This is a genomic window from Pseudomonas sp. H11T01, from assembly GCF_048515765.1.
In the GTDB taxonomy this organism is placed as follows: Bacteria; Pseudomonadota; Gammaproteobacteria; order Pseudomonadales; family Pseudomonadaceae; genus Aquipseudomonas.
In genome coordinates this window covers 49,107-69,121 of sequence record NZ_JBLYED010000007.1, presented here as the reverse complement: position 1 = coordinate 69,121, position 20,015 = coordinate 49,107, and the positions used below count along the sequence as shown (strand labels likewise).

General features: G+C 58.6%; 16 protein-coding genes. 5 read left to right on the top strand and 11 right to left on the bottom strand.

Annotated elements, in window-relative coordinates; genetic code table 11:
• Positions 1-39: 39 nt before the first annotated feature.
• From ACN1C3_RS11315 to ACN1C3_RS11295, 5 genes are all read right to left on the bottom strand, one after another.
• The gene (locus ACN1C3_RS11315; RefSeq protein WP_419116094.1) at positions 40-702 is read right to left on the bottom strand and encodes a dihydrofolate reductase family protein; all 663 of its coding nucleotides are present in this window, start codon (positions 700-702) and stop codon (positions 40-42) included.
• Positions 703-997: 295 nt separating this feature from the next.
• The gene (locus ACN1C3_RS11310) at positions 998-2,122 is read right to left on the bottom strand and encodes an agmatine deiminase family protein (RefSeq protein WP_419115898.1); all 1,125 of its coding nucleotides are present in this window, start codon (positions 2,120-2,122) and stop codon (positions 998-1,000) included.
• A gap of 23 nt (positions 2,123-2,145) precedes the next feature.
• The gene (locus ACN1C3_RS11305; RefSeq protein WP_419115897.1) at positions 2,146-3,249 is read right to left on the bottom strand and encodes an extracellular solute-binding protein; all 1,104 of its coding nucleotides are present in this window, start codon (positions 3,247-3,249) and stop codon (positions 2,146-2,148) included.
• Position 3,250: 1 nt separating this feature from the next.
• Positions 3,251-4,159: an N-carbamoylputrescine amidase gene (gene aguB / locus ACN1C3_RS11300; RefSeq protein ID WP_419115896.1), complete on the bottom strand. Its 909-nt coding sequence runs from the start codon at positions 4,157-4,159 to the stop codon at positions 3,251-3,253.
• 4 nt (positions 4,160-4,163) lie between these two features.
• On the bottom strand, positions 4,164-5,216 hold the full coding sequence (locus ACN1C3_RS11295; RefSeq protein ID WP_419115895.1) for an agmatine deiminase family protein: 1,053 nt from the start codon (positions 5,214-5,216) through the stop codon (positions 4,164-4,166).
• 147 nt (positions 5,217-5,363) lie between these two features.
• On the opposite strand from ACN1C3_RS11295, the gene ACN1C3_RS11290 reads away from it, so the two are divergent.
• Positions 5,364-6,230: a LysR substrate-binding domain-containing protein gene (locus tag ACN1C3_RS11290; RefSeq protein ID WP_419115894.1), complete on the top strand. Its 867-nt coding sequence runs from the start codon at positions 5,364-5,366 to the stop codon at positions 6,228-6,230.
• A 354-nt stretch (positions 6,231-6,584) separates the two neighbouring features.
• Here ACN1C3_RS11290 and ACN1C3_RS11285 read toward each other — a convergent pair whose 3' ends face one another.
• Complete coding sequence (locus ACN1C3_RS11285) at positions 6,585-8,015, bottom strand: aldehyde dehydrogenase family protein (protein ID WP_419115893.1); 1,431 nt, start codon at positions 8,013-8,015, stop codon at positions 6,585-6,587.
• 124 nt (positions 8,016-8,139) lie between these two features.
• Here ACN1C3_RS11285 and ACN1C3_RS11280 point away from each other — a divergent pair, with 124 nt between their 5' ends.
• From ACN1C3_RS11280 to ACN1C3_RS11270, 3 genes are all read left to right on the top strand, one after another.
• A complete protein-coding gene (locus ACN1C3_RS11280) occupies positions 8,140-9,042 on the top strand; it encodes a LysR family transcriptional regulator (protein ID WP_419115892.1) in 903 nt (300 codons plus the stop codon).
• A 476-nt stretch (positions 9,043-9,518) separates the two neighbouring features.
• Positions 9,519-10,226 (top strand): SDR family NAD(P)-dependent oxidoreductase, encoded by a 708-nt coding sequence (locus ACN1C3_RS11275; protein ID WP_419115891.1) that lies wholly within the window; start codon positions 9,519-9,521, stop codon positions 10,224-10,226.
• A gap of 468 nt (positions 10,227-10,694) precedes the next feature.
• A complete protein-coding gene (locus ACN1C3_RS11270; RefSeq protein WP_419115890.1) occupies positions 10,695-12,149 on the top strand; it encodes an MFS transporter in 1,455 nt (484 codons plus the stop codon).
• Between the two features lie 55 nt (positions 12,150-12,204).
• Here ACN1C3_RS11270 and ACN1C3_RS11265 read toward each other — a convergent pair whose 3' ends face one another.
• From ACN1C3_RS11265 to ACN1C3_RS11245, 5 genes are all read right to left on the bottom strand, one after another.
• Positions 12,205-13,524, bottom strand: coding sequence for an outer membrane protein transport protein (locus ACN1C3_RS11265; RefSeq protein WP_419115889.1), 1,320 nt, complete (start codon positions 13,522-13,524; stop codon positions 12,205-12,207).
• A 157-nt stretch (positions 13,525-13,681) separates the two neighbouring features.
• On the bottom strand, positions 13,682-15,583 hold the full coding sequence (locus ACN1C3_RS11260; RefSeq protein WP_419115888.1) for an acyl-CoA synthetase: 1,902 nt from the start codon (positions 15,581-15,583) through the stop codon (positions 13,682-13,684).
• Complete coding sequence (locus tag ACN1C3_RS11255) at positions 15,583-16,539, bottom strand: fumarylacetoacetate hydrolase family protein (protein WP_419115887.1); 957 nt, start codon at positions 16,537-16,539, stop codon at positions 15,583-15,585. Before ACN1C3_RS11255 ends, ACN1C3_RS11260 begins: the two co-directional genes overlap by 1 nt.
• An 82-nt stretch (positions 16,540-16,621) precedes the next feature.
• The gene (locus ACN1C3_RS11250; protein ID WP_419115886.1) at positions 16,622-17,713 is read right to left on the bottom strand and encodes a VOC family protein; all 1,092 of its coding nucleotides are present in this window, start codon (positions 17,711-17,713) and stop codon (positions 16,622-16,624) included.
• Positions 17,714-17,800: 87 nt separating this feature from the next.
• Positions 17,801-18,415, bottom strand: coding sequence for a TetR/AcrR family transcriptional regulator (locus ACN1C3_RS11245; RefSeq protein WP_419115885.1), 615 nt, complete (start codon positions 18,413-18,415; stop codon positions 17,801-17,803).
• A 351-nt stretch (positions 18,416-18,766) separates the two neighbouring features.
• Here ACN1C3_RS11245 and ACN1C3_RS11240 point away from each other — a divergent pair, with 351 nt between their 5' ends.
• Positions 18,767-20,002, top strand: coding sequence for an NADH:flavin oxidoreductase/NADH oxidase family protein (locus tag ACN1C3_RS11240; RefSeq protein ID WP_419115884.1), 1,236 nt, complete (start codon positions 18,767-18,769; stop codon positions 20,000-20,002).
• The last annotated feature ends 13 nt before the right edge of the window (positions 20,003-20,015 follow it).

Sequence of the window (20,015 nt, the reverse complement as noted above, 5' to 3'; positions counted from 1 at the left end):
CAGCGGCGGCGCGGCAGCGCCGTCCACTGCAACCGGTTGTTAGGCGTCATCGTGCCCTTGGCGCCGGAGTACAACATGGGTGGCCTTCTGCGACGCAACGAACTGAACGCATTCGTATCCTAGAGCGCGCACGTCAATCCCCTCGAACAGTCGCTCTCCCCCGCCCAGCAGGACCGGCGAGATAGCGATGTGCAGCTCATCGATGAGGCCCGCACGAAGATATTGCTGGATAGTGTTAGGTCCGCCGCCAATGCGCACATCCATTCCGTTGGCTGCGTCGCGCGCCCGGTCAAGCGCCTCGTGAATGCCGCCCGTGACGAAGTAGAATGTCGTTCCGCCTTCCATCTGGATGGGCGGGCGGGCGTGATGAGTCAAGATGAAAGTTGGAACGTGATAGGGTGGGTTGTCCCCCCACCAGCCTTTCCAGTTCATGTCGGGCCAGGAACCGCGAATCGGTCCGAACATGTTTCTTCCGAGAATCCAGGCGCCAACATTATTGAAACCCCGCGCAGCGAAGTCGTCATCGATCCCCGTTGTGCCACCGTCGGCGCCAAATAGGGTCCGTTGGAACGTGCGTGTTGGGACTAACCACTGGTGCAAATCTGTCCCGCTCACGCCGAGCGGATTACTCATGTCCTGATTCGGACCAGCTCCGTATCCGTCAAGCGAGATAGTAAAGCCCTCAACTCGGACGCGTGTCATTTTCATGCCTTCCTTTCGATTGACGCCTAACTCTCTATTTCGACAGCAATTCTGCTGTGTAACTCCGGCGCTTCTGTATAACAGTCCGCAGAAAAGTTCACGGAGAACGGCTCCCGGCTTGGTTTTGCATGAATCTCATGCCATTTTGCACCCTACTGAATTGGGATGAAAAGCAGCAGACGGTATGACTCACCCACATAGGTAATAAATCAGTTCAAGCACATAGGTAACAGTTTTTAACTGGCACGGGTCGATTCTGAGGATCTGACCAAGCCGTTCTTCGACAAGATCCAGACTATGTTACCGGTTGATGACTGGTCACGCAGTGGATGCCGCCGCCACCGGCAGAGATGGCGTCGATGTTGAGCTGAACCACCTCACGTTCAGGATAGAGTTCAGACAACAGGTCAAAGGCTCTGGTATCGGCCGCCTTGTCACCAAACTCGGGCGCAATGACCGCTCCGTTGATGACGAAGTAATTGATGTAGCCGGCAGCAAAATCCGGGGTGTTGCGGCTGAACTTGCTCTTTCGTGGATTGAGCGGTGGCGACATGGAATGCACCTGCACCTTGCGACCATCGGCATCCGTGGCATTTTTGAGAATATCCAAATGGGCACGCGTGACGTTGTAATCGTATGAGTCAGGGTCGTTGTCGAGGTTGACGATCACGACGCCTGGCTTGACGAAACGGGCGTAGAAATCAACATGGGCGTCAGTGATGTCCTTGCCTTTGATACCTGGCAGCCAGATGATTTTGCGCAAGCCCAGGCGGGCTTTCAGCTCTTGCTCGACCTCGGCCTTGCTCCAGTCGGGGTTGCGATTGGTATTGACCCAGCTGCTTTCGGTCATGATCCCCGTGCCGTGACCATCCACTTCGATACCACCGCCCTCACCCACTAACTCGCTGCGGATGTAAACGGCATCCACGGTGTCGACAACCAAAGCCGCCAACTGCGCATCCTTGTCATGCTGCTGTTTGTTGCCCCAGCCGTTGAAGTTGAAATCTACGGCGCCGAGCCTGCCTTCTCCATCGATGACAAAGTTGGCGCCGATATCGCGCATCCAGATATCGTCGAGTTCGGTGGTGACGTAGGCGATGTTAGCCGTACCGCAGAGTTCTTCAGCCAGACTCCGTTCGCTTTCGCGACAGAAAACGGTGACCGGCTCATAGCGGGCGATGGTGCGAGCGATCAGGCCGATGGCCGCTTGCACGTCGGGAGTGAAGTCCTCCCAGATGGCCTCTTGTGCGCCAAAAGCGATGAAGGCTCGCTGGTGTCTGTCGCCCTCATCCGGCATGCGCCAACGGACTTGGGTCGCTGCTTGCACGTGCAAGGGCGTCAGGCCAAGTCCGATGAATGCTGCTGCGCCCAAACCAGCCACTACCGATACCTGCTTGATGAACTCGCGACGCGTCGACATGTGTTGATCCCAGGAATATGTACTCATTTCGCGTTGGCCGTCTTGAACTTGGTCCAGGTTCGCATGCGCGCCCGCATGTCGGACTGGGGGATGTCCTTGCCGGGAATCAGCCGTTCATAAGTGGCATCGTTGAGGTAAATATCCGGATTGTTGCGCATGGTCGCATCGACGCTCGGACGGGCCTTGGCATTGGAGGTGGGGTAACCGGTGAAGTTACTGATGGCCGCCATGTTCTCCGGGCGCATGACGAAGTTGATGAACGCATAGGCGTACTCCGGATGTTTGGCGTCGACCGGAATCGCCATGGTGTCCATCCACACCGTGGTGCCTTCACGGGGAACACGGTATTGGAACGTGGTTTTCTTGCCTGCGGAATCCGACGTCCGTTGCGCTTGAGTCATGTCCCCGCTGTAACCGAGCGACAGGCACAGGTTGCCGTTCACCAGGTCGGTCACCGGCTGCGACTGGAACTTGCGGATGTAGGGCCGCAGTTTCAGCAGCAGCTCACTCGCCGCCCTCAGGTCTTCAGGCTTGGCGCTGCGTGGTTCTCGGCCCAGGTAGTTGAGTACCACCGCCAGCACTTCATCGGGCGAGTCGATCATCGAGATGCCGCAATCGGCGAACCGGGCAGCCAGTTCCGGCTTGAACAACATGTCGAGGCTGTTGACCGGGGCATCCGGCATGCGCTGTTTGATTTGCTCGGCATTGTAGGTCAGGCCGATGGTGCCCCAGGTGTAGGGAACGGTGGCCTGGCGCGAATACTCGTAATGCGTTCGCAGCGTCTGCAAGCCGGGTTCGATGTCATCCAGGGCCGTGAGTTTTGACCGGTCCAGCGGTTGCAGGCTGCCGGCGCGCATCAAGCGTTCGGCAACGGTGTCACCCGGGAAGATCAGGTCATAACCGCTGCCGCCGGCCAGCATTTTGGCTTCCAGCGTTTCACTGCCATCCATGACGTCATAGATCACTTTGATCCCGGTTTCGGCAGTGAACTTGCTGAGGGTGTCCTCGGCAAAATAGTCGGCCCAGTTGTACAGCCTGAGGGTTTTCTCTTCCGCGTGCAGCGCCGGCAAGGCACAGCCCAAAGCCAGGCCCAGGGCGCCGCTCAACAACTTGTTGATCGTGTGCATATCAAACCCCTTGAGTTTTCCAGCGCGCATTGAGGTCACGACCGTCCTGAGTCAACAGCGCGCCATACATGTCTGGACGGCGATCGCGGTAAATACCCCAGCTCAAACGCTCTTCGCCCATTGCCGCCAAGTCCAGGCCATGCACCAGCACACCGGTGCTGTCGCGGTCGGCCTCGGCGAGCAACTTACCCTTGTGGTTGCAGATAAAGGACGAGCCGTAGAAGCTCATTTGCAGGGCAGGATCGGTGGTGGCCACCTCGCGGCCGATGCGGTTGGCAGCCACCACTGGCAGCAGATTGGCGGCGGCGTGGCCGCGCATGGTCATCTGCCAGTGGTCACGGGAATCCAGCGTCGCGCAGCCAGGCTCAGAACCGATGGCGGTGGGAAACAGCAAGACTTCAGCGCCCATCAACGCCAGGCAGCGGGCGGTCTCGGGGAACCACTGATCCCAGCAGATCCCCACACCGAGGCGCCCAAAAGCTGTGTCCCAGACACGAAAACCGGTATCGCCGGGGCTGAAGTATTCCTTCTCCTGATAGCCAATGGCGTTGGGAATGTGTGTCTTGCGATACACCCCCAGTAGGCGCCCATCGGCATCGGCCACGCTCAACGAATTGAAGTAAGCATTACCAGCCCTCTCGAACCAGCTCAGCGGCAGCACCACACCCAACTCCCTGGCCAGCGCGGCAAAGCGCTTGAGTACATGGCTGTCTCGAAATTCTTCGGCCAGCGCCAGATGCTTATGGCTTTGCTCAATGCAAAAATACGGTGTGGCAAACAGCTCTTGCAGCAGGATGATCTGCGCACCCTTGGCCGCGGCTTCGCGCACCAGTTGCTCGGCCTGATCGAGGTTGTGTTGCAGGTCCCAGGTGCAGGACATCTGGGTTGTGGCGATTGTTAGAAGCGTCATGGCATCAGCCCTCCACCGGCCAGGCAGGCTGTTGCTGCGTGATGCAATGCACACCGCCACCGCCATGGGCCAGGTGATTGATCCGCACCGGCACCACTTCGCGCCAGGGGAACGCCTGCCCCAGCAAGGCGGCTGCAACGTTGTCGGCATCAATGCCATAGGCCGGCATGATGATGGCTTTGTTGGCGATGTAGAAATTGGTGTACGAGGCACAGAACACTTCAGCTTCGGTGTCCACCGCATCGGTGGCTTCATACAGCTCGATCAGCTCGAACTTTCGACCTTGGGCATCAGTGGCCAGCTCCAGAGCACGGCGATTTTCGCGAGCCACTTCGGCATACACCGATTGCTGATCATGGGTGGCGTCCACCAGCAAAACCCCGGGGCGCGCGAACGCGCACACGCCATCGACATGGCCGTCGGTCATGTCGCCGGTCACATAGTCCGGATCGCCCGGCAGCCAGATCGTCTTCTTCACACCCAGCAGACGCGTGAAGATTTCCTCCATCTGCGCCTTGTCCATGCCCGGGTTGCGATTGGGGTTGAGCAATACCGACTCGGTGGTGATCAGCGTGCCCTCGCCGTCCACATGGATGGCCCCGCCTTCGTTACTCAGCGCTGTACCAAAGCACTCCACGCCCAAGTGATTGAGTGCGCGACGAGCCAGGCTTTCGTCCAGATCATGGGCCGACTTGCCGCCCCACGCGTTGAAGCGCCAGCTCACACCGGCCAAGCCTTGTTGCGGGTGGCAGACGAAGCTCGGGCCGGAGTCCCGACACCAGCTGTCGTTCACCGCCAATTCGATCAGTTCGATGTTGGGTCCACATAACGCTTTGGCACTGGCGACAGCGCAAGGGTCGACGACCAGTTTCACCGGTTCGAAACGGGCAATGGCGTTGGCCACGCGAGCGAAGTCCTCTTGCACCAGCGGCAATGTCACGCCCCAACCGGACTCCCAGAGTGCTGTGTTGTGCGGCCAAACCATCCAGGTTGCGGCGTGCCTGACCCATTCTGCCGGCATCATCCAACCACTGTTTCGAATTTCATTCTGCTGCATGACATGCTGCATGATAAAAAGCCCTTTTAGTTAAGCCATTGTGTTCAACAAAACTGCCTTGGCGGTCTTGGCATGCATGCTACGGCTGTAAAAACGGGCAAACAAACGATGGATTTTGCAGAAAAGTGATTAGAGGAACTTATCAATATGCTCAAGCACTGGCCACCGCTCAGCACCCTTCGCGGGTTTGAAGCAGCCGCCCGACTGGGCAGTTTCCACAAGGCTGCCGCCGAGTTGCACCTCACCCAATCGGCCATCAGCCAGCAGATACGCAGCCTTGAAGCGTACCTTGAACAACCCTTGTTTTTTCGCAGTGGACGTAGCGTCAGCCTGACCGATGCGGGTCACGACCTGCTCAGCACCACCCAGGCGCTGCTGCAACAACTTGCCGTGGGCATTCGCCGCCTCGGGCAGTACCAAAAACCCAACCAACTGGTCCTCAACACCACCCCGGCGTTCGCCCGTCACTGGCTGCTGCCACGCTTGGGGGATTTTCGCCGCCAGCATCCGGAGGTCGATCTGTGGATTTTCAGTACGGATGAAGTTCCGGACATGGCCACCCAGACCATCGACCTCGCGGTGCGCGATGACATCAGTTCCCAAGCGCAGTGCAGCTTCAAGGTGCTGCACGCCGACCGCCTTTACCCTGCTTGTCACCCGAGCCTGTTGGCGCTGCCATGCGAACAGCGCACAACCCTTCACGGCGAGCGGGAAATGGACTGGAGTCACTGGGCGGTAGAGGCTGGCATCGATGTCGGCCAGCAAGATCAGGGGCTGAACTTCTCCGACCCCGGCCTGCTGCTGGACGCCGCCTGCGCGGGACTGGGTATCGCCCTGGTCAGCCAATTACTAAGTCAGCAGGCACGCGCCAACGGATTGTTGCAACCCTTGGTGGAGCAAACCATTCGCGGCCCGAACTGGGCCTTGCTGACCCATCGTGACAGTGAGAGCAATGCACGAAGCTTCAGCGAGTGGTTGCTAAGAAACCTGGAAGCAGCAAGCCCGACAACGTAACGATTCTGGACCGGGTCTTTCGGCCCTTGTTGGACACAGGGCAGGTTGATGTACCTGGATATGAAAGGCGGCTATGGGTGGAGGCAGCCCCTCGCGACAGACTGCAATCGGCCGATTGTGTTGAAAAAGTCGACCCGGCCTGGTGACCCATGCATTGAGCGGTGAAAGCGCCTTTTTTGCACGCCGCTACGTCAAATCTGAGTCCTGAACCTTCTGCGCTAAACACAGATTTCAATCTCAGACGCGCACTTTTCTGCCGTGGAAACCGAAGCCGACTTTTTCAACACAATCGGCCAAGAGCGGACGCTGGCAGCCATTCCCCACCCAGTGCTCCCAGACAGGAACCCGACCCGGTCATTTCAACGGGTCATACGTGACCAACGTCTTCGGCTCCAGATACGCGCTCATCCCCCACCTGCCCATTTCGCGCCCAAGGCCTGAATGCTTGAATCCACCGAAGGGGGCACGCGGTTCGTGGGCCAGGGTGTTGATGAGCACGCGTCCCGAATCGATCTGACGGGCGACGTTCATACAGCGTTCGGAACTCTTTCCCAGCACCAGGGCGCTCAGCCCATAGTCCGTATCGTTGGCAATGCTGATCGCATCAGCATCATCCTCGTAGGGGATGATAGTCAGCACGGGGCCGAAGATTTCCTCACGCGCGATGCGCATCCGGTTGTTGGCATCAGTGAAGATTGTGGGCTTCACGAACCATCCGGCGTGCAAGCCTTCCGGGCGACCTTCGCCACCCGCCAGCAACCTCGCGCCTTCTTCCTGGCCGATACGGATGTAGCGCTGCACCCGTTCCCATTGTTTCTGGCTCACCATTGGGCCGATGTCGGTGTCGGCGTTGCGCGGATCGCCCGATTGAATCTGTGAAACGCCCGCCTTCGCAACCCTCTCGAACTCTGCCAGCCGGCTGCGCGGCACAAGGATGCGAGTGCCCGCGATGCAAGCCTGGCCGCTGTTGAGAAATCCGGCTTGCAGCACCAACGGCATGACCGCCTGGAAATCCGCATCGTCGAGCACCACGGTGGGCGACTTGCCGCCGAGTTCGAGCGTCACGCGCTTCATGGTGTCGGCGCCGGTTCTTACCAGATGCTGACCGACAGCGGACGAACCCGTGAACGAGATCTTGGCAACGTCGGGATGGCGGGCGATTTCCTCGCCAACCACACCGCCCCGTCCGTTGACGATATTGAATACACCCGGTGGCAGCCCCGCTTCGTGCAACGCCCTGACCACGACCTGCGTCTGCAACGCGCTCATCTCGCTGGGCTTGATGACGGCGGTGCAGCCTGCCGCCAGCGCGGTGGCCAGCTTGTTACAGATGAAGCCCGCATTGCTGTTCCAGGGCGTGATCAGACCGGTAACGCCCACGGGCGTCAGAATGACCCTGGCCATGCCGACCTGTTCCTCGAAATCGAACGCCTCCAGTGCATCGATCGCTTGTGCAATCACATCCGCCGGATAAGTCGCCATCCAGCGCCCGCGAACCGCCGGCGCGCCGTATTCCAAAAGGATGGCTTCCAACAGCTCTTCCTCCCTTGCCGCCATGGCCCGGTGCATACGTTGCAGTGCCGCAATGCGTTCCTCCCGACGGGTACGAGACCAGGCCGGGAACGCAGCCTTGGCGGCTGCGATGGCACGCTGTGCGTCCAGTGCATCGCCCAACCGAACCTGACCGAAGACTTCCTCGGTGCTCGGGTTATGAAGGTCGAACCATTCCTGACCGTGGGGGATGACGAACTCGCCGTTGATGTAGATATGTTCAATGCGCTGCATGGCGACTCCTCGTTCAAAATGACTCGCCTGAATCGAGTCTCTGTGAAGCGAAGTCTAAGAAGGATTAATTGTTCCGATAAGCTACCCTTTGGCTTATGAAGCATCCGCATTTTCAGGACAATCCATGCACAGAACAGGAATGACCGAGCTGGAAGTGGTTCTAGCCGTTGCGCGCCGCAGCAGCTTTCGTGGCGCGGCACAGGAACTGGGCATGTCCACCACCGCCGTGAGCAGCGCGGTGGCCGGCCTGGAAGCGCGCCTGAAGGTGCGCCTGTTCAATCGCTCCACGCGTAGCGTTGCCCTCACCGACATCGGGCAACGCTATGTGGAGCGCATTGCCCCTGCCTTGGCGCAGATCAAAAGTGCCGACGAAGAGGCCAGCGTCGGCCCCGACGAACCCAGCGGCACACTGCGCATCAATGCACCGCATGGCGCGGCCTACCTGCTGCTGGAACCGTTGTTCAAGCAGTACGCTCAGCGCTATCCCGAGGTGTGCATCGACATCGTCAGCGAATCAAGCATGGTCGACATCGTCGCCGGGGGCTTCGACGCCGGGATTCGCCTGGCAGAGTCCGTACCGCAAGACATGATTGCCGTGGCGCTGTCAGGTGACATCCGGATGCTCGTGGTGGCAACGCCCGAGTATCTCGAGCGCCATGGCGTGCCCGAGCACCCACGAAACCTGCTCACCCACCAGAGCATCGGCATGCGCATGGCCCACGGTGGCCTCTACCATTGGGAACTGGAGCGCGACGGCCAGAAGTTGCAGATGGACCTGCCGGTGCGCTTCGCGCTCAACGAGTTGCTGGCCATCAAGCAGGCCGTGTTGTTGGGCCTTGGCATCGGTTTCATTTCCGAGTGGTTCATACAGGAAGAACTGGCAAGCGGCGCCCTGGTGCCGGTGCTGATGCCGTGGTGCCCGTCGTTTGGCGGGTTGAGGCTTTACTACTCGGGCCATCGCTTCGTGCCGGCGCGATTGCGCGCACTGATTGAACTGGTGCACGAGTTGCAGCCCACTGTGGTTTGATCATGTTTCGCCCCCTTTTATCGTCGAAATCGTATCTGGAATACCCCATGGAAACCCGCCACCTGCATCGCTTGCTCCAGGGAACAGCCGAGTGTGATTCCGCTGTCGAGTCACTCATCCTCAGAAGCCGTCATTCGCTCACATCCAGCGTCATCATCATTTGGCCCGGCTCAAGCATTTACAAGGTGTCACGTTAAGCCTGTGGCAATTGCGATCACTCAGCTATCGAAGTCTTTGCGCGGCAACCGTTCGACATTTCAAATACACAAGATTCTGGAAATTTAGAGATGGTGGCCGAGAATGCGTAGGAGATGTCCCAAAATCATCGCAGCTATCGCTTCAGTGAAAACCCATAACTCATAAAATTTACTCATCGGTAGTTAGAAAATTACTGGTCCTGCCGGGTACAGGTGCTGGCATAGAAGCCGTCGGCGAGATCGGCCTTGAACCCAACTATCTAATTTTCGGAGTAAAGCATGAGTGCATCACAAAGGGTTGTCGTCGTTACCGGCGCGTCGCAAGGCATAGGCGCTGAAGTCGTGAAGGCGTTTCGAAAGCTCGACTACCGCGTTGTTGCGACCTCTCGTACGATCAAGCCGTCCGACGACCCGAACATTCTGGCGGTAGCTGGTGATATCGGTGATCCGGCGACCGCCCAGCGTGTCATTTGCGAAGGTGTCGCGCGATTTGGCCGGATCGACACACTAGTGAACAACGCCGGCATCTACATCGGCAAGCCTTTCACCGCGTACACCATCGAAGACTACAACGCCGTCATGAACGTGAATATGGCTGGCTTCTATCACATCACCAAACTTGCCATCGCCGAAATGGAAAAGCATGCGAGCGGCCACGTGGTTACTGTCACCGCCAGCATCGACAACGGCATCAGCGGTGCGCATATGGCACTGGCGGCGATGACCAAAGGTGGTTTGAACGCCGCCACCAGAGCGCTGGCGATTGAATACGCCCAGCGAGGCATCCGCGTGAACGCCGTCGCGCCGGGCGTCACCAAGACGCCTATGCATCCTGTGGAACACCACGAAATGCTAGGCAGCTTCCATCCGCTGGGCCGCATGGGCGAAGCGAGCGAAGTCGCCAGCGCTGTCGTATTCCTGGATTCAGCAGAGTTCATCACGGGAGAAATCCTACACGTCGACGGCGGCCAGAGCGCCGGTCGGTAAGGGATGCCAACGGGGCCCTTTGCGGCAATCGCAAGGAGCCCCACATGACCCTTTGCGCAAGGACGAACTGCAATGTTCCGGGCCCAATTCAACAGCAGCAAAGACTAACTTTCCGCGCGCTCCCCCTTCCGCAAAAGGTCAGCTTGCGCAGCCGTTATCACTTGCAACCGTACGGCGAGATCAATTTGGTGGTGCCGCTCAATGATGGGGGCGCGCACGCGGGTCTGAACTGCCTGTGTGATGGCGGCCTCCCGGAAGTAAAGATGGCGCAGTCATCTCGCTGACTTTTCTGCCCACCGGACGGATTGCATTCGACGTCAAACCACCGCAACCGACCCCCCTTCCCTCAAACGCCGAAAAATGCATCGCCACCGACGCTGGTCTCCAATCAGGCCGTTCCGTTGCGATAGCAGGACGACGCTTTTGGGATTTAGGTCGGCATTTTTCAGCGTGTCTATAGGAAAAAAGATGCATATAACCTCAAACCCGGCGGCGCAGCAGAGGTCACTGGCAGTGCTGCTAGCCAGCAGCTTCGCCTTTATCATCGTCCAGCTGGACGTCACCATCGTCAATGTCGCGCTGCCCAAGATGGGCGCGGAGCTGGGCGCCGAGGTCAGCGCCCTGCAGTGGGTGATCGATGCCTACACGCTGGGATTCGCCACCTTTCTGCTGTCGGCCGGGGTGATGGCCGATAAATTTGGCTCCAAGCGCGTGTTCCTGAAGGGCTTCGCCCTGTTTACGCTGGCCTCCATCGCCTGCGCGCTGGCGCCTTCGGCGATGGCGCTGAACGTGGCGCGGGCCGCGCAAGGGGTAGGCGCGGCGCTGCTCGTACCCAGTTCGCTAGCCATCCTCAATGCCACCTATGCCCACGATAAAAACATGCTGGCCAAGGCGATCGGCTGGTGGACGGCGGCCGGCGGCGTGTCGATCGCGGCCGGCCCTGTGATCGGCGGCCTGCTGCTGTCGACGGCGGGCTGGCGCAGCATTTTCTGGGTCAATGTGCCGATCTGCGTGATCGGCTTCGCGCTGACGTATTACGTCGTGCCACGCATGGTGAGCAAGGAACCGTCGCGCCACTTCGATCTGCCGGGCCAACTGCTGTCGGTGCTCGCGCTGATCGGCTTTATTGGCGCGGTGATCGAGGTGCACGCACTGGGCTTTTCCAGCCTGGTGGTGCAAGGCGGCTTTGCGTTGGCCGTCGTCGCCGGCGGCGCCTTCCTGATGGTCGAGAGCCGCGTGCGGGCGCCGATGCTGCCGCTGACACTGTTCCACAGCATGCGTTTTTCGGGCGCAGTGCTGTTTGGCGTGCTAGCCAATTTCACTTATTACGGCTTGATTTTCGTGCTCAGCTTCTACCTGCAAAAAGTGCGCGGCTATACGGTGATGGAGACCGGCCTGACCTTCCTGCCGCTGACCGGAACGGCCTTCTTTTCCAACATCGCCGTCGGCCGCCTGTCGGCGCGCACCGGACTGCGCGCGCTCATGGTGGGTGGCGGCCTGATCGGTTGCTCCGGCTACGCGCTGCTCGGCACCTTCGGCATTTCGGACCATGCGACCTTCCTCGACATGCTCCCGGGCCTGGCGCTGATCCCAATCGGCATGGGCTTCGCGGTGCCGGCCATGACAACGTCGATCTTGTCCAGCGTCGAACGGCACCAGGCGGGGACGGCGTCGGCCGTGCTGAACACGGCGCGCCAGGTGGGCGGCGCAACCGGGGTCGCCATCTTCGGCGCCATCGTAGCGGGCGGCACCGGCGCGGCCGTCATGGGCGGCGTGCGGAGCGCATTGCTGATCTCGGCCGCGCTCTTGCTGGTGGCGGTTGCCATTGCGTTCTGGAGCCGCGCCGGCACGACGGCGCCAATCGGCCAAAAGCAGTCGGTGACGACTGGCAAAGCTGGGCCAACAACCGTCTCTTACCCTTGAATATCTATCAAAAGTAAACCTTCAGGAAGGCTTGCGAAAATGGGTGTCGTGTCGATTAGTACCGATAGGTTGCCTGCACTGAAATTCCATTCGCACTATTTTCGTAGTTGGCACTGTATTCAGGTTGAAGACCGGAGTTGTTTGACTGCTTTACTGAGACTTTGGAATCCCAGAGATAACCATAAGCAAAGTCTATCGTCAGATCGGGATTCGGCAAATAAGCGCCGCCCAAGGTCACGGCTTGGCGGTTACCAACCGGAATGCGCACGCTGCGATCGGCATTCCTGATTGGCGACGGATCATAGGCGTAGCCTGCGCGCAGCAGCCATTGTTGGTTCAATTGATAGGATGCGCCAACTGCGGTGGACCACGTGTCGCGCCAGTTCATTTCTTCGGTCACGGTTCCCAGGCCAGCCGCCTGGCCCAGGGGGGAAAGACCGCTGTTGACTGCCTCGACCTTCTGGATCCGGCTCCAACGTTTCCAGGTGGTCCCCAGGTATCCCGTCCAGCGACTATTGAAATGATGGGTGATGGACGTGTCCACTGATTCGGGCATAGTGATGTCTATCTTGTTGTCATACTTTCCGTCCAGCGGGACAACGCTCGGGGAGCCGGAAACCTCAGTATGCCCTTTGAGGTGATAATCCACTTTTGAGTGATAGTTAATCCCCCAACTCGTCGCATCACTCAAGTCAAACAAGATGCCGAGGTTGTAGCCCAATGCCGTGTCATCGCCTTTGATGGTGACCCGTGTGTCCTCGCCGTTGTTCAGGACGCCGGTGGCCAGGTAATTCTGAAGCTTTGCATTGAAACGGTTTATGGTCGGTCCGCCACCAATGGACACGTAATCATTGATCCGATAGGCAATGGTGGGCTGCAGGGTTATTTCCTTGGTCGTGCTATAGGAACCATGGTAGCGGCCCTGAAAACTGCTCTCGTAGTCATTGATCAGACCACTCGGAGCATAGAGGCCAAGACCAATCGAAAGACGATCATCAAGCGGCGTCGACATATAGGCGAAGGGCACGACCCCCAAAGGTACCGAGTTACCCTTATTCGTTCCTGAGGCACTGCTCTGCGCATCACTAATGTCGTCGCTCACCGAGACGATCGCGGCCCCGCCGGAAATCTCACTACGCTTCAACTTGGTCAAGCCTGCAGGATTTCCATAGAGGGTGCTGGCGTCCAGCGCGGATGACGACCTTCCCGCATACGCAGTTCCCGCACTGCTGGCACTTTGTTCGTTAAGGGCAATGCCATTGGCGCCCGCGGTTGTTGAGACGGTGAGTATTGCGATGGCGCCGGTAAACTTAATCCAGGCAGCACTTGCTCGCGGAGCGGAGAAATAAGGAATCGCACGGTTATTCAGTTTCATTTTCCACCTCTTTATTGTTTTTGTTGATTGCACGCAGGCAAGGCTTCGCCTTCCTGTGCACTTGTCAGTGCCAGCTGAAGTTGACCGAAGTTGTGTAAAGGCCCTGGCTGAACAGCACCAGGGCATGCTTGCCGGGCTTACGGAGGCAAATTCGGACTCATTTAAGCCACTCCACTTGAAAGCTGTAGCGACCTAGAAGGAGGGCCAGGTTTTCCTCATCGGCCCCGGCCCGGATGCATGCGACTAGCCCACGACGACCATCCTGTACCACCTCTACCGCAATATCCCGCAGACACAGGCGTTCCACTTCCTGATGGACCACTCTGGCAATCTCCCGCTGCTGCAAGGCAGGCTTGAATATCTTGCCCACAGCAGTCAGTGGCAGTGCTTCGAGGATTTCAATGCGCTTGGGAACTGCTGCCCGCTCGCTGATGTTGAGATGAGCGAACGCCTCAAGTTCTTCGGCGTTGCAGGCTTGCCCGGGTCGCAGTTGAACGTAGGCGACCGGCACCTCGCCCGAGTAGACGTCGGGGCTGCCGATTGCAGCGGCCAAGGCGACCGCGGGATGCGCTTGCAGAGCCTCCTCGATTTGCTTGGGATCGATGTTGTGGCCGCCGCGGATGATCAACTCCTTCTTGCGTCCGGTCAGCCAGAAGTAACCCTGCGCATCCTGGCGACCCAAATCGCCCGTATTCAGCCAGCGCTGACCGTCGATATCGATCCAAAGGCCCTGGTTATGACGCTCCTCCAGATAGCCATCGAAGAGGTTCGGACCACTGATCGTGATCAGGCCGATCTCATCCACGTCGGCATCGCGCAGGTACTCTCCAGAGTCATTGAGCAAGACTGCACGCATATTCTGGTAGGCAATCCGTATCCCAATGGAGCCGATACGGCGCTCACCATGGGGTGGATTGATTGAGGAAACGCAGGCGCCCTCAGTAAGACCGTAACCTTCAAGGATCTTTAGCCCCGTCCGGCGCTCGAATTCTCGGAGAAGCTCAGCCGGCATGGGGGCGGCGCCACACATTGCATAGCGAAGACTGGATAGGTCGCGACCCTGCCATTCATTTTGCAAAAGTGCCGCATAGACAGTGGGTACGCCGGAAAAGAAGTTGATACCGAAGTGCTCGACTATCTCCCAGAATCGCGGGATCACCCCCTCGCCACGATACCCCTGAGGCGTCCCAAGGATCACATGGTCGCCTTGAGTCCAAGGCATCAGTCCAGTCACCAGTTGTCCATTGACATGAAACAGCGGCAGGCCACAAAAGATAACCTGGCCACTACTGCGTGGCTGCATGTGAGCGGCCATGGCCCATGCATTGAATACTTCCGAGCCATGGGTTCGCGCGGCGATCTTTGGGAGCCCGGTGGTACCGCCCGTACAGATGTAGGAGGAGCGCTCATCCTGGCGGATTTGCCGACCGCTCTTCAGGTGTGTGTACGGCTGAGTATTCATCAGCGATTGCCAATCGTGGATCGCGATACCGTGGTGTAAGTCTCGTACTTTCAGTGCCGCTGCTTTCAGAGCGCCACGCACTGGTTCGGCGACATAGGGCTCCATGCTGACCCAAACGACAGACCTGACCGTGGGTAACTGATCCAGCTGCGAGGCCAATTTGGGCCACAGATCGCTGCCCGCAGTCGGCGCGAGCGTCACCACCACGGATGCCTTCGCGGCATTCAGCAAGCCAGCCATCTGCTTGGCCTCAAGCATTGGATTGATCGCCATGACGATGCCCGCCGCCTCCCCGCCCCATAGAGTGAAGTGGGTTTCCGGCAGGTTGGGCAGGATGAAGGCAAGCACCTCGCCCGGTTTTATGCCCAGGTCATGGAAGGCATTCGCCGCGCGAGTGATATCCGCGAAGAGCTCGGAATAGCTCCAGTCGTGGGTGCTTTTGAAGTCTGTGGCGTCGGCGAAGAAACTCAATGCGGGCGCGTCGGGAGTGCGCCCGGCGGCACATCTCAGCGCTTCATAAGTGCTGGAAGCCAGGCCACGCTCCGACAACGGGACTTGTTCGATATTTTCGATGTCGCTCAGGGTCTGCACCGTCATCAGGCTTCCCCCACGACTCGGTTGCGTTGCGCGCCAAGGTCGATCACACCATCGGCGCTGCGAATGCGCGCCTCGACCACGTCACCTGCCTTGAGATACTGCGTCCGGCCTTCCTGCGCCTTGAGGAAAAGTTTCCACTTGGTGGCTTCTGGCATCAGGGCCGCAATGCGCTGTTTGGCGGGTGAAGGTATTGTCAGAGCACAGCCCGCAGGAGTGCCGGTGGCGATCAGGTCTCCAACGGCGAGATCTTGCAGGGAGGAGAGCTCGGTCAGGGTTTCAGCGGGGCCGTAAACCAGGTTCGCCGTGCTGTCGTTCTGTCGCACCTGGTCGTTGACCGTCAGGCGCAGCTGCAGTGCTTTCAGGTAATGCATGTCCTTGGCATCCAACAGGCAGAGGTAGGGCCCGACCGGACCAAAAGTGCGGAAGCTCTTGCCCTTGTAGAACTGCATTTGCGGAATCTGAATGTCACGAGCCGAGTAGTCGTTCACGATGACGACGCCTGCGATGAACTCATGCAGATTGGCGTCGGTAACAGCAACGGCGCCGGTGATCGCGCGTTTCATCACCAGCCCCAGTTCGATCTCGTAGTCAAGGAAGCGCACGTTGCGCGGCTTGATCAGGTCGCTGTCAGCCGCCACCAGGCAACTCGTCGCCTTGGTGAAGATCATGTTGAATTTCTTCGCATCCGGGTCCATGCCCGACTCGATCATGTGCTGACGGTAGTTGGCGCCCTGGCAGACAAACTGCTGGTTACGGGTCACCGGCGACAGCAGTTTCACTTCGCCCTCCGCAAGCTCAGAGCCTTTCATTCGAGCGAGGTCGTCGATGCTGTTCTGGCGAATGAAGTCACCGGTGGTTTCAAAAACACCGGGGACAACCGTGATACGGCCTTGGCGTAGCACGCCCCAGTGGATACCGTTCTGAAACTCAAAGCGGACTACGTGTACAGCAGACATTGAAGGTACTCCTGGAGCAGTGTTTGTCCCGCGCGCGGCAGCACGAGAACTGTGGTGTTGTTCTGTGGAAGAGTTGGCGGATCTACCCGAACATCCGCATGAGTGTTATCAACTTGCGAATTGTCAGGTCCGGGCTGCGTCGCAGGTTACGGATCAGCACACGAATATTGGTCAAGCTCATCTTGGGTTTTGTAAAACTCTTGGGCATGCGCTGCCCCCACTGCGCCATTGCCTCGGGGCTCACGGGATGAATGCCCGTAGGCTGTATGGCCGTGAAGAGGTCCCCGTCGCAGTAATGCTCGTGCTTATCGCCCCAAGGGTCTTGCCAGTAATCGAAGATCTGACTGCCCAGAATGTGCCGGCCAATTCCCCACGAGTGCTCCCAACCCCGCTCCCGCAGGACGCGCTGCCCCATGCCCACCGCGTCTGCATCGACGACCTCATAGGCGCTATGGCTATAGGTAGCCATGAACCCTTGCGCTATCGCGAGCGTATGGTGAGCCGTTGGAATCTCACCCAGGTCAAGGCGCATGAAGGCGACGATAGGCGTGCCGTCGGGGAGTACCTGCACATCGCTGGGAATAAACCCGAAATGCTGCGCATACCAGGCACAGGTCGCCTGGTAGTCGGCCACTTCAATCACGATGTGGCCAAGTTTGAGTACTTCAGGCGGTGCAATCGGCGGGCGCTGCGTGGAGTTGATTCGCGGTTGCTCGTGCGCCAGATTCCAATGAAGTGGGGCTCTGTGTACCAGGGTTTTACTGGGAGCCTGGTCGCAAACTGCTTCCACGATGAACCCGGAAGGATCGGTCAGTCTGACGTAATGCCCGCCGCCAGGATGTGCCGATTTCTCGACCGGTGACGCGCCTGGAATTTGCGTCAGCTTTACCAGATCCTTGAGCGATTGGACTGCCAGTCCGAACCCGACAAAGCCCGCATTTTCTGCACGGTGGACACGGTAACAATAGGGAGCCGGTTCAGTGGCGCGCAGATAGAGCGTATCGGCGCTCTGATGACTGACTGTCAAGCCGAAGTCAGTCAGGAAACGCGCAGCCTCGTTCAAGTCCGGCCTTTGAAAGATCAGGTGAGTCAGACATAGGGCCTTCACCGTCGGTTGCGGATGCCGGGCCGGATGTTGTGTCGCCAACTGGGGCATTTGATTTTTGTTGTTCATTGTTCTTGTTTTCCGGTTTCTTAGGGCAAAGCGATCCCCGAACCCCTGAAAATGCCAGAGGTGTTTTTGTTGAGTCGGTTACCGCGCTCAGTCGAGAGGGGGAAGTGCCGGCAACTCTTTGGTCGCCAGCGCTCTAGCCTCCTCATGAGGCACACCCAATGCCCGCAGCACTAGCTCGGCCGTGTCAGATCCCGATTCGCGCCACGTTCTGTGCCCTTCCAGAACCAAAAAAATTGATCCGAGGACGCAGCTCGATATCAGCGTCAGTACTGAGAGCAATTGCTCCTGCGCAAACGTGTACCGCCCACTGGAAAGTCCGCTCAGAAGATCCGTAGTCGCTTGGCTGCTAAACATTTCGCGCAACGAAGAATTGCTCATGGCGAATTTATGAATGAATGCCCCCCACTGAGAGTCCTCGTGCGCTCGACGAATGAAGAATCGAATGCCATTGGCAAGGCGCTGAGCCGGATCGGAGAGGGAATTGAAGCTCTTGTTGACGCGCTCATGCATCTCCCTCGCGAGATGGCTGGCGACCGCCTCGAACAGGCTTTCCATGCTGTCGATGTTGCTATAAACCGTTCCGCGCGCCACGCCTGCCTCTTGCGCGAGGTCGAGGATGTTCACTTGTGAGGTGCCTCTTTCAGCGAACAGGCGGAAGGCGGCTTGATGAATGCGGCGCTGTGTTGGATTTAGGGATTCCACGGTTCTCTCTCCAGGATTACCTTATGGACCGATTGAACACTCGTGTTCATTTTTCGTCAACAATATTTTTAAGCGTGTAGGTTTTTCTGTCTGAAAACCCGCCTGAAACCTAATAATTCGGATGTTTTGATCGATGTCCCCGGACCAATGAAAGTCCTACACATTGACACAATTGAACACGCATGTTCAATTATGTCGTGTCTCAGGCTCGCCTTCTCGGCAGACCATCAAGCCGGCCCATCGATACAAACCAGGACCTCAACAACCTGAGCAAGCACTGTGCAGACGGAGCTCAAACGGTATGACCCTTAGCGATGGCTGGCCGACTTTTCATTAACTGAAGGACAGAACATGACCGGCTCAAAGCTCTTCGAACCGCTTCGATTGCCTAATGGCGTGGTGATTCCAAACCGAATCGCCAAGGCTGCCATGGAGGAGAACCTCGCCAATGAGGACCACGCTCCAGGGGAAGCGCTGGCCAGGCTCTATCGGCGTTGGGCGGACGGTGGGGCCGGTCTGATCATCACTGGCAACGTCATGGTTGATCGCCGCGCCTTGACCGGACCGGCCGGCGTGGTGCTTGAGGACGATCGGAACCTGGGCAAATTCAAGCTATGGGCCGATGCTTGCCGCAGTCGTGGAGCCCAGGCCTGGATGCAAATCAATCATCCCGGACGGCAGCTATTGGCTTCAATGGGGCAATCGGCACGGGGGCCCTCCGCGGTTGCCGTCGACATTCCCGGACTATCAAAGGCTTTTGTACCGCCCAGGGCCTTGAATGAGCAGGAGATCGAAGAACTGATTGAGCGCTATACCCATGCTGCAGCGCTGGCCGAGCGTGCCGGATTCACCGGCGTGGAGATTCATGCAGCGCATGGCTACCTGTTCAGCCAATTCCTTTCGCCCTTGACCAACCGGCGTAGCGACCGCTGGGGTGGCAGCCTGGAAAATCGTGCGCACATTCTCCTGCAAACCATCGATGCGATACGTCAGCGAGTGGCCGCGACCTTTTGCGTCGCGGTGAAGCTCAATTCCGCGGACTTTCAGCGAGGCGGTTTCGATGCCGAGGATGCGGCTCGCGTGGTGGAAATGCTCAACGCCAAGGCGGTCGACCTGGTCGAATTGTCAGGTGGCAGCTATGAAAGCCCGGCGATGCAGGGGCAGACCCGCGATGGCAGCCGCTTGGCCCGAGAAGCCTATTTTCTCGAGTTCGCGGAGAAAATAGGAGAAATAGCGCGCATGCCGCTGATGGTCACCGGCGGCGTGCGTAGAAAGGAGGTTGCGGAGCGAGTGGTGAGCGGCTCGGTGTCGATGGTGGGGCTTGCCACGGCGTTGGCCATCGAGCCGGACCTGCCAAGCCAGTGGATGGCAGGTCAGGACACTGAAGTGGAGCCCATCGTCGTCCGCTGGAAGAACAAGGCGCTGGCATCGCTTGCAGTGGCGTCGGTGGTCAAGAAGCAGCTCGGCTTGCTGAGCCAAGGCAAGCGGACAAAACCCGGGACGTCGCCACTCATGGCATTGATCGGCAATCAGCTGAAGTCTCGTCGCCAGGCGAAGAACTACCGGTTATGGATTGGCCAAGCCTAGCGGGTCGAGGATG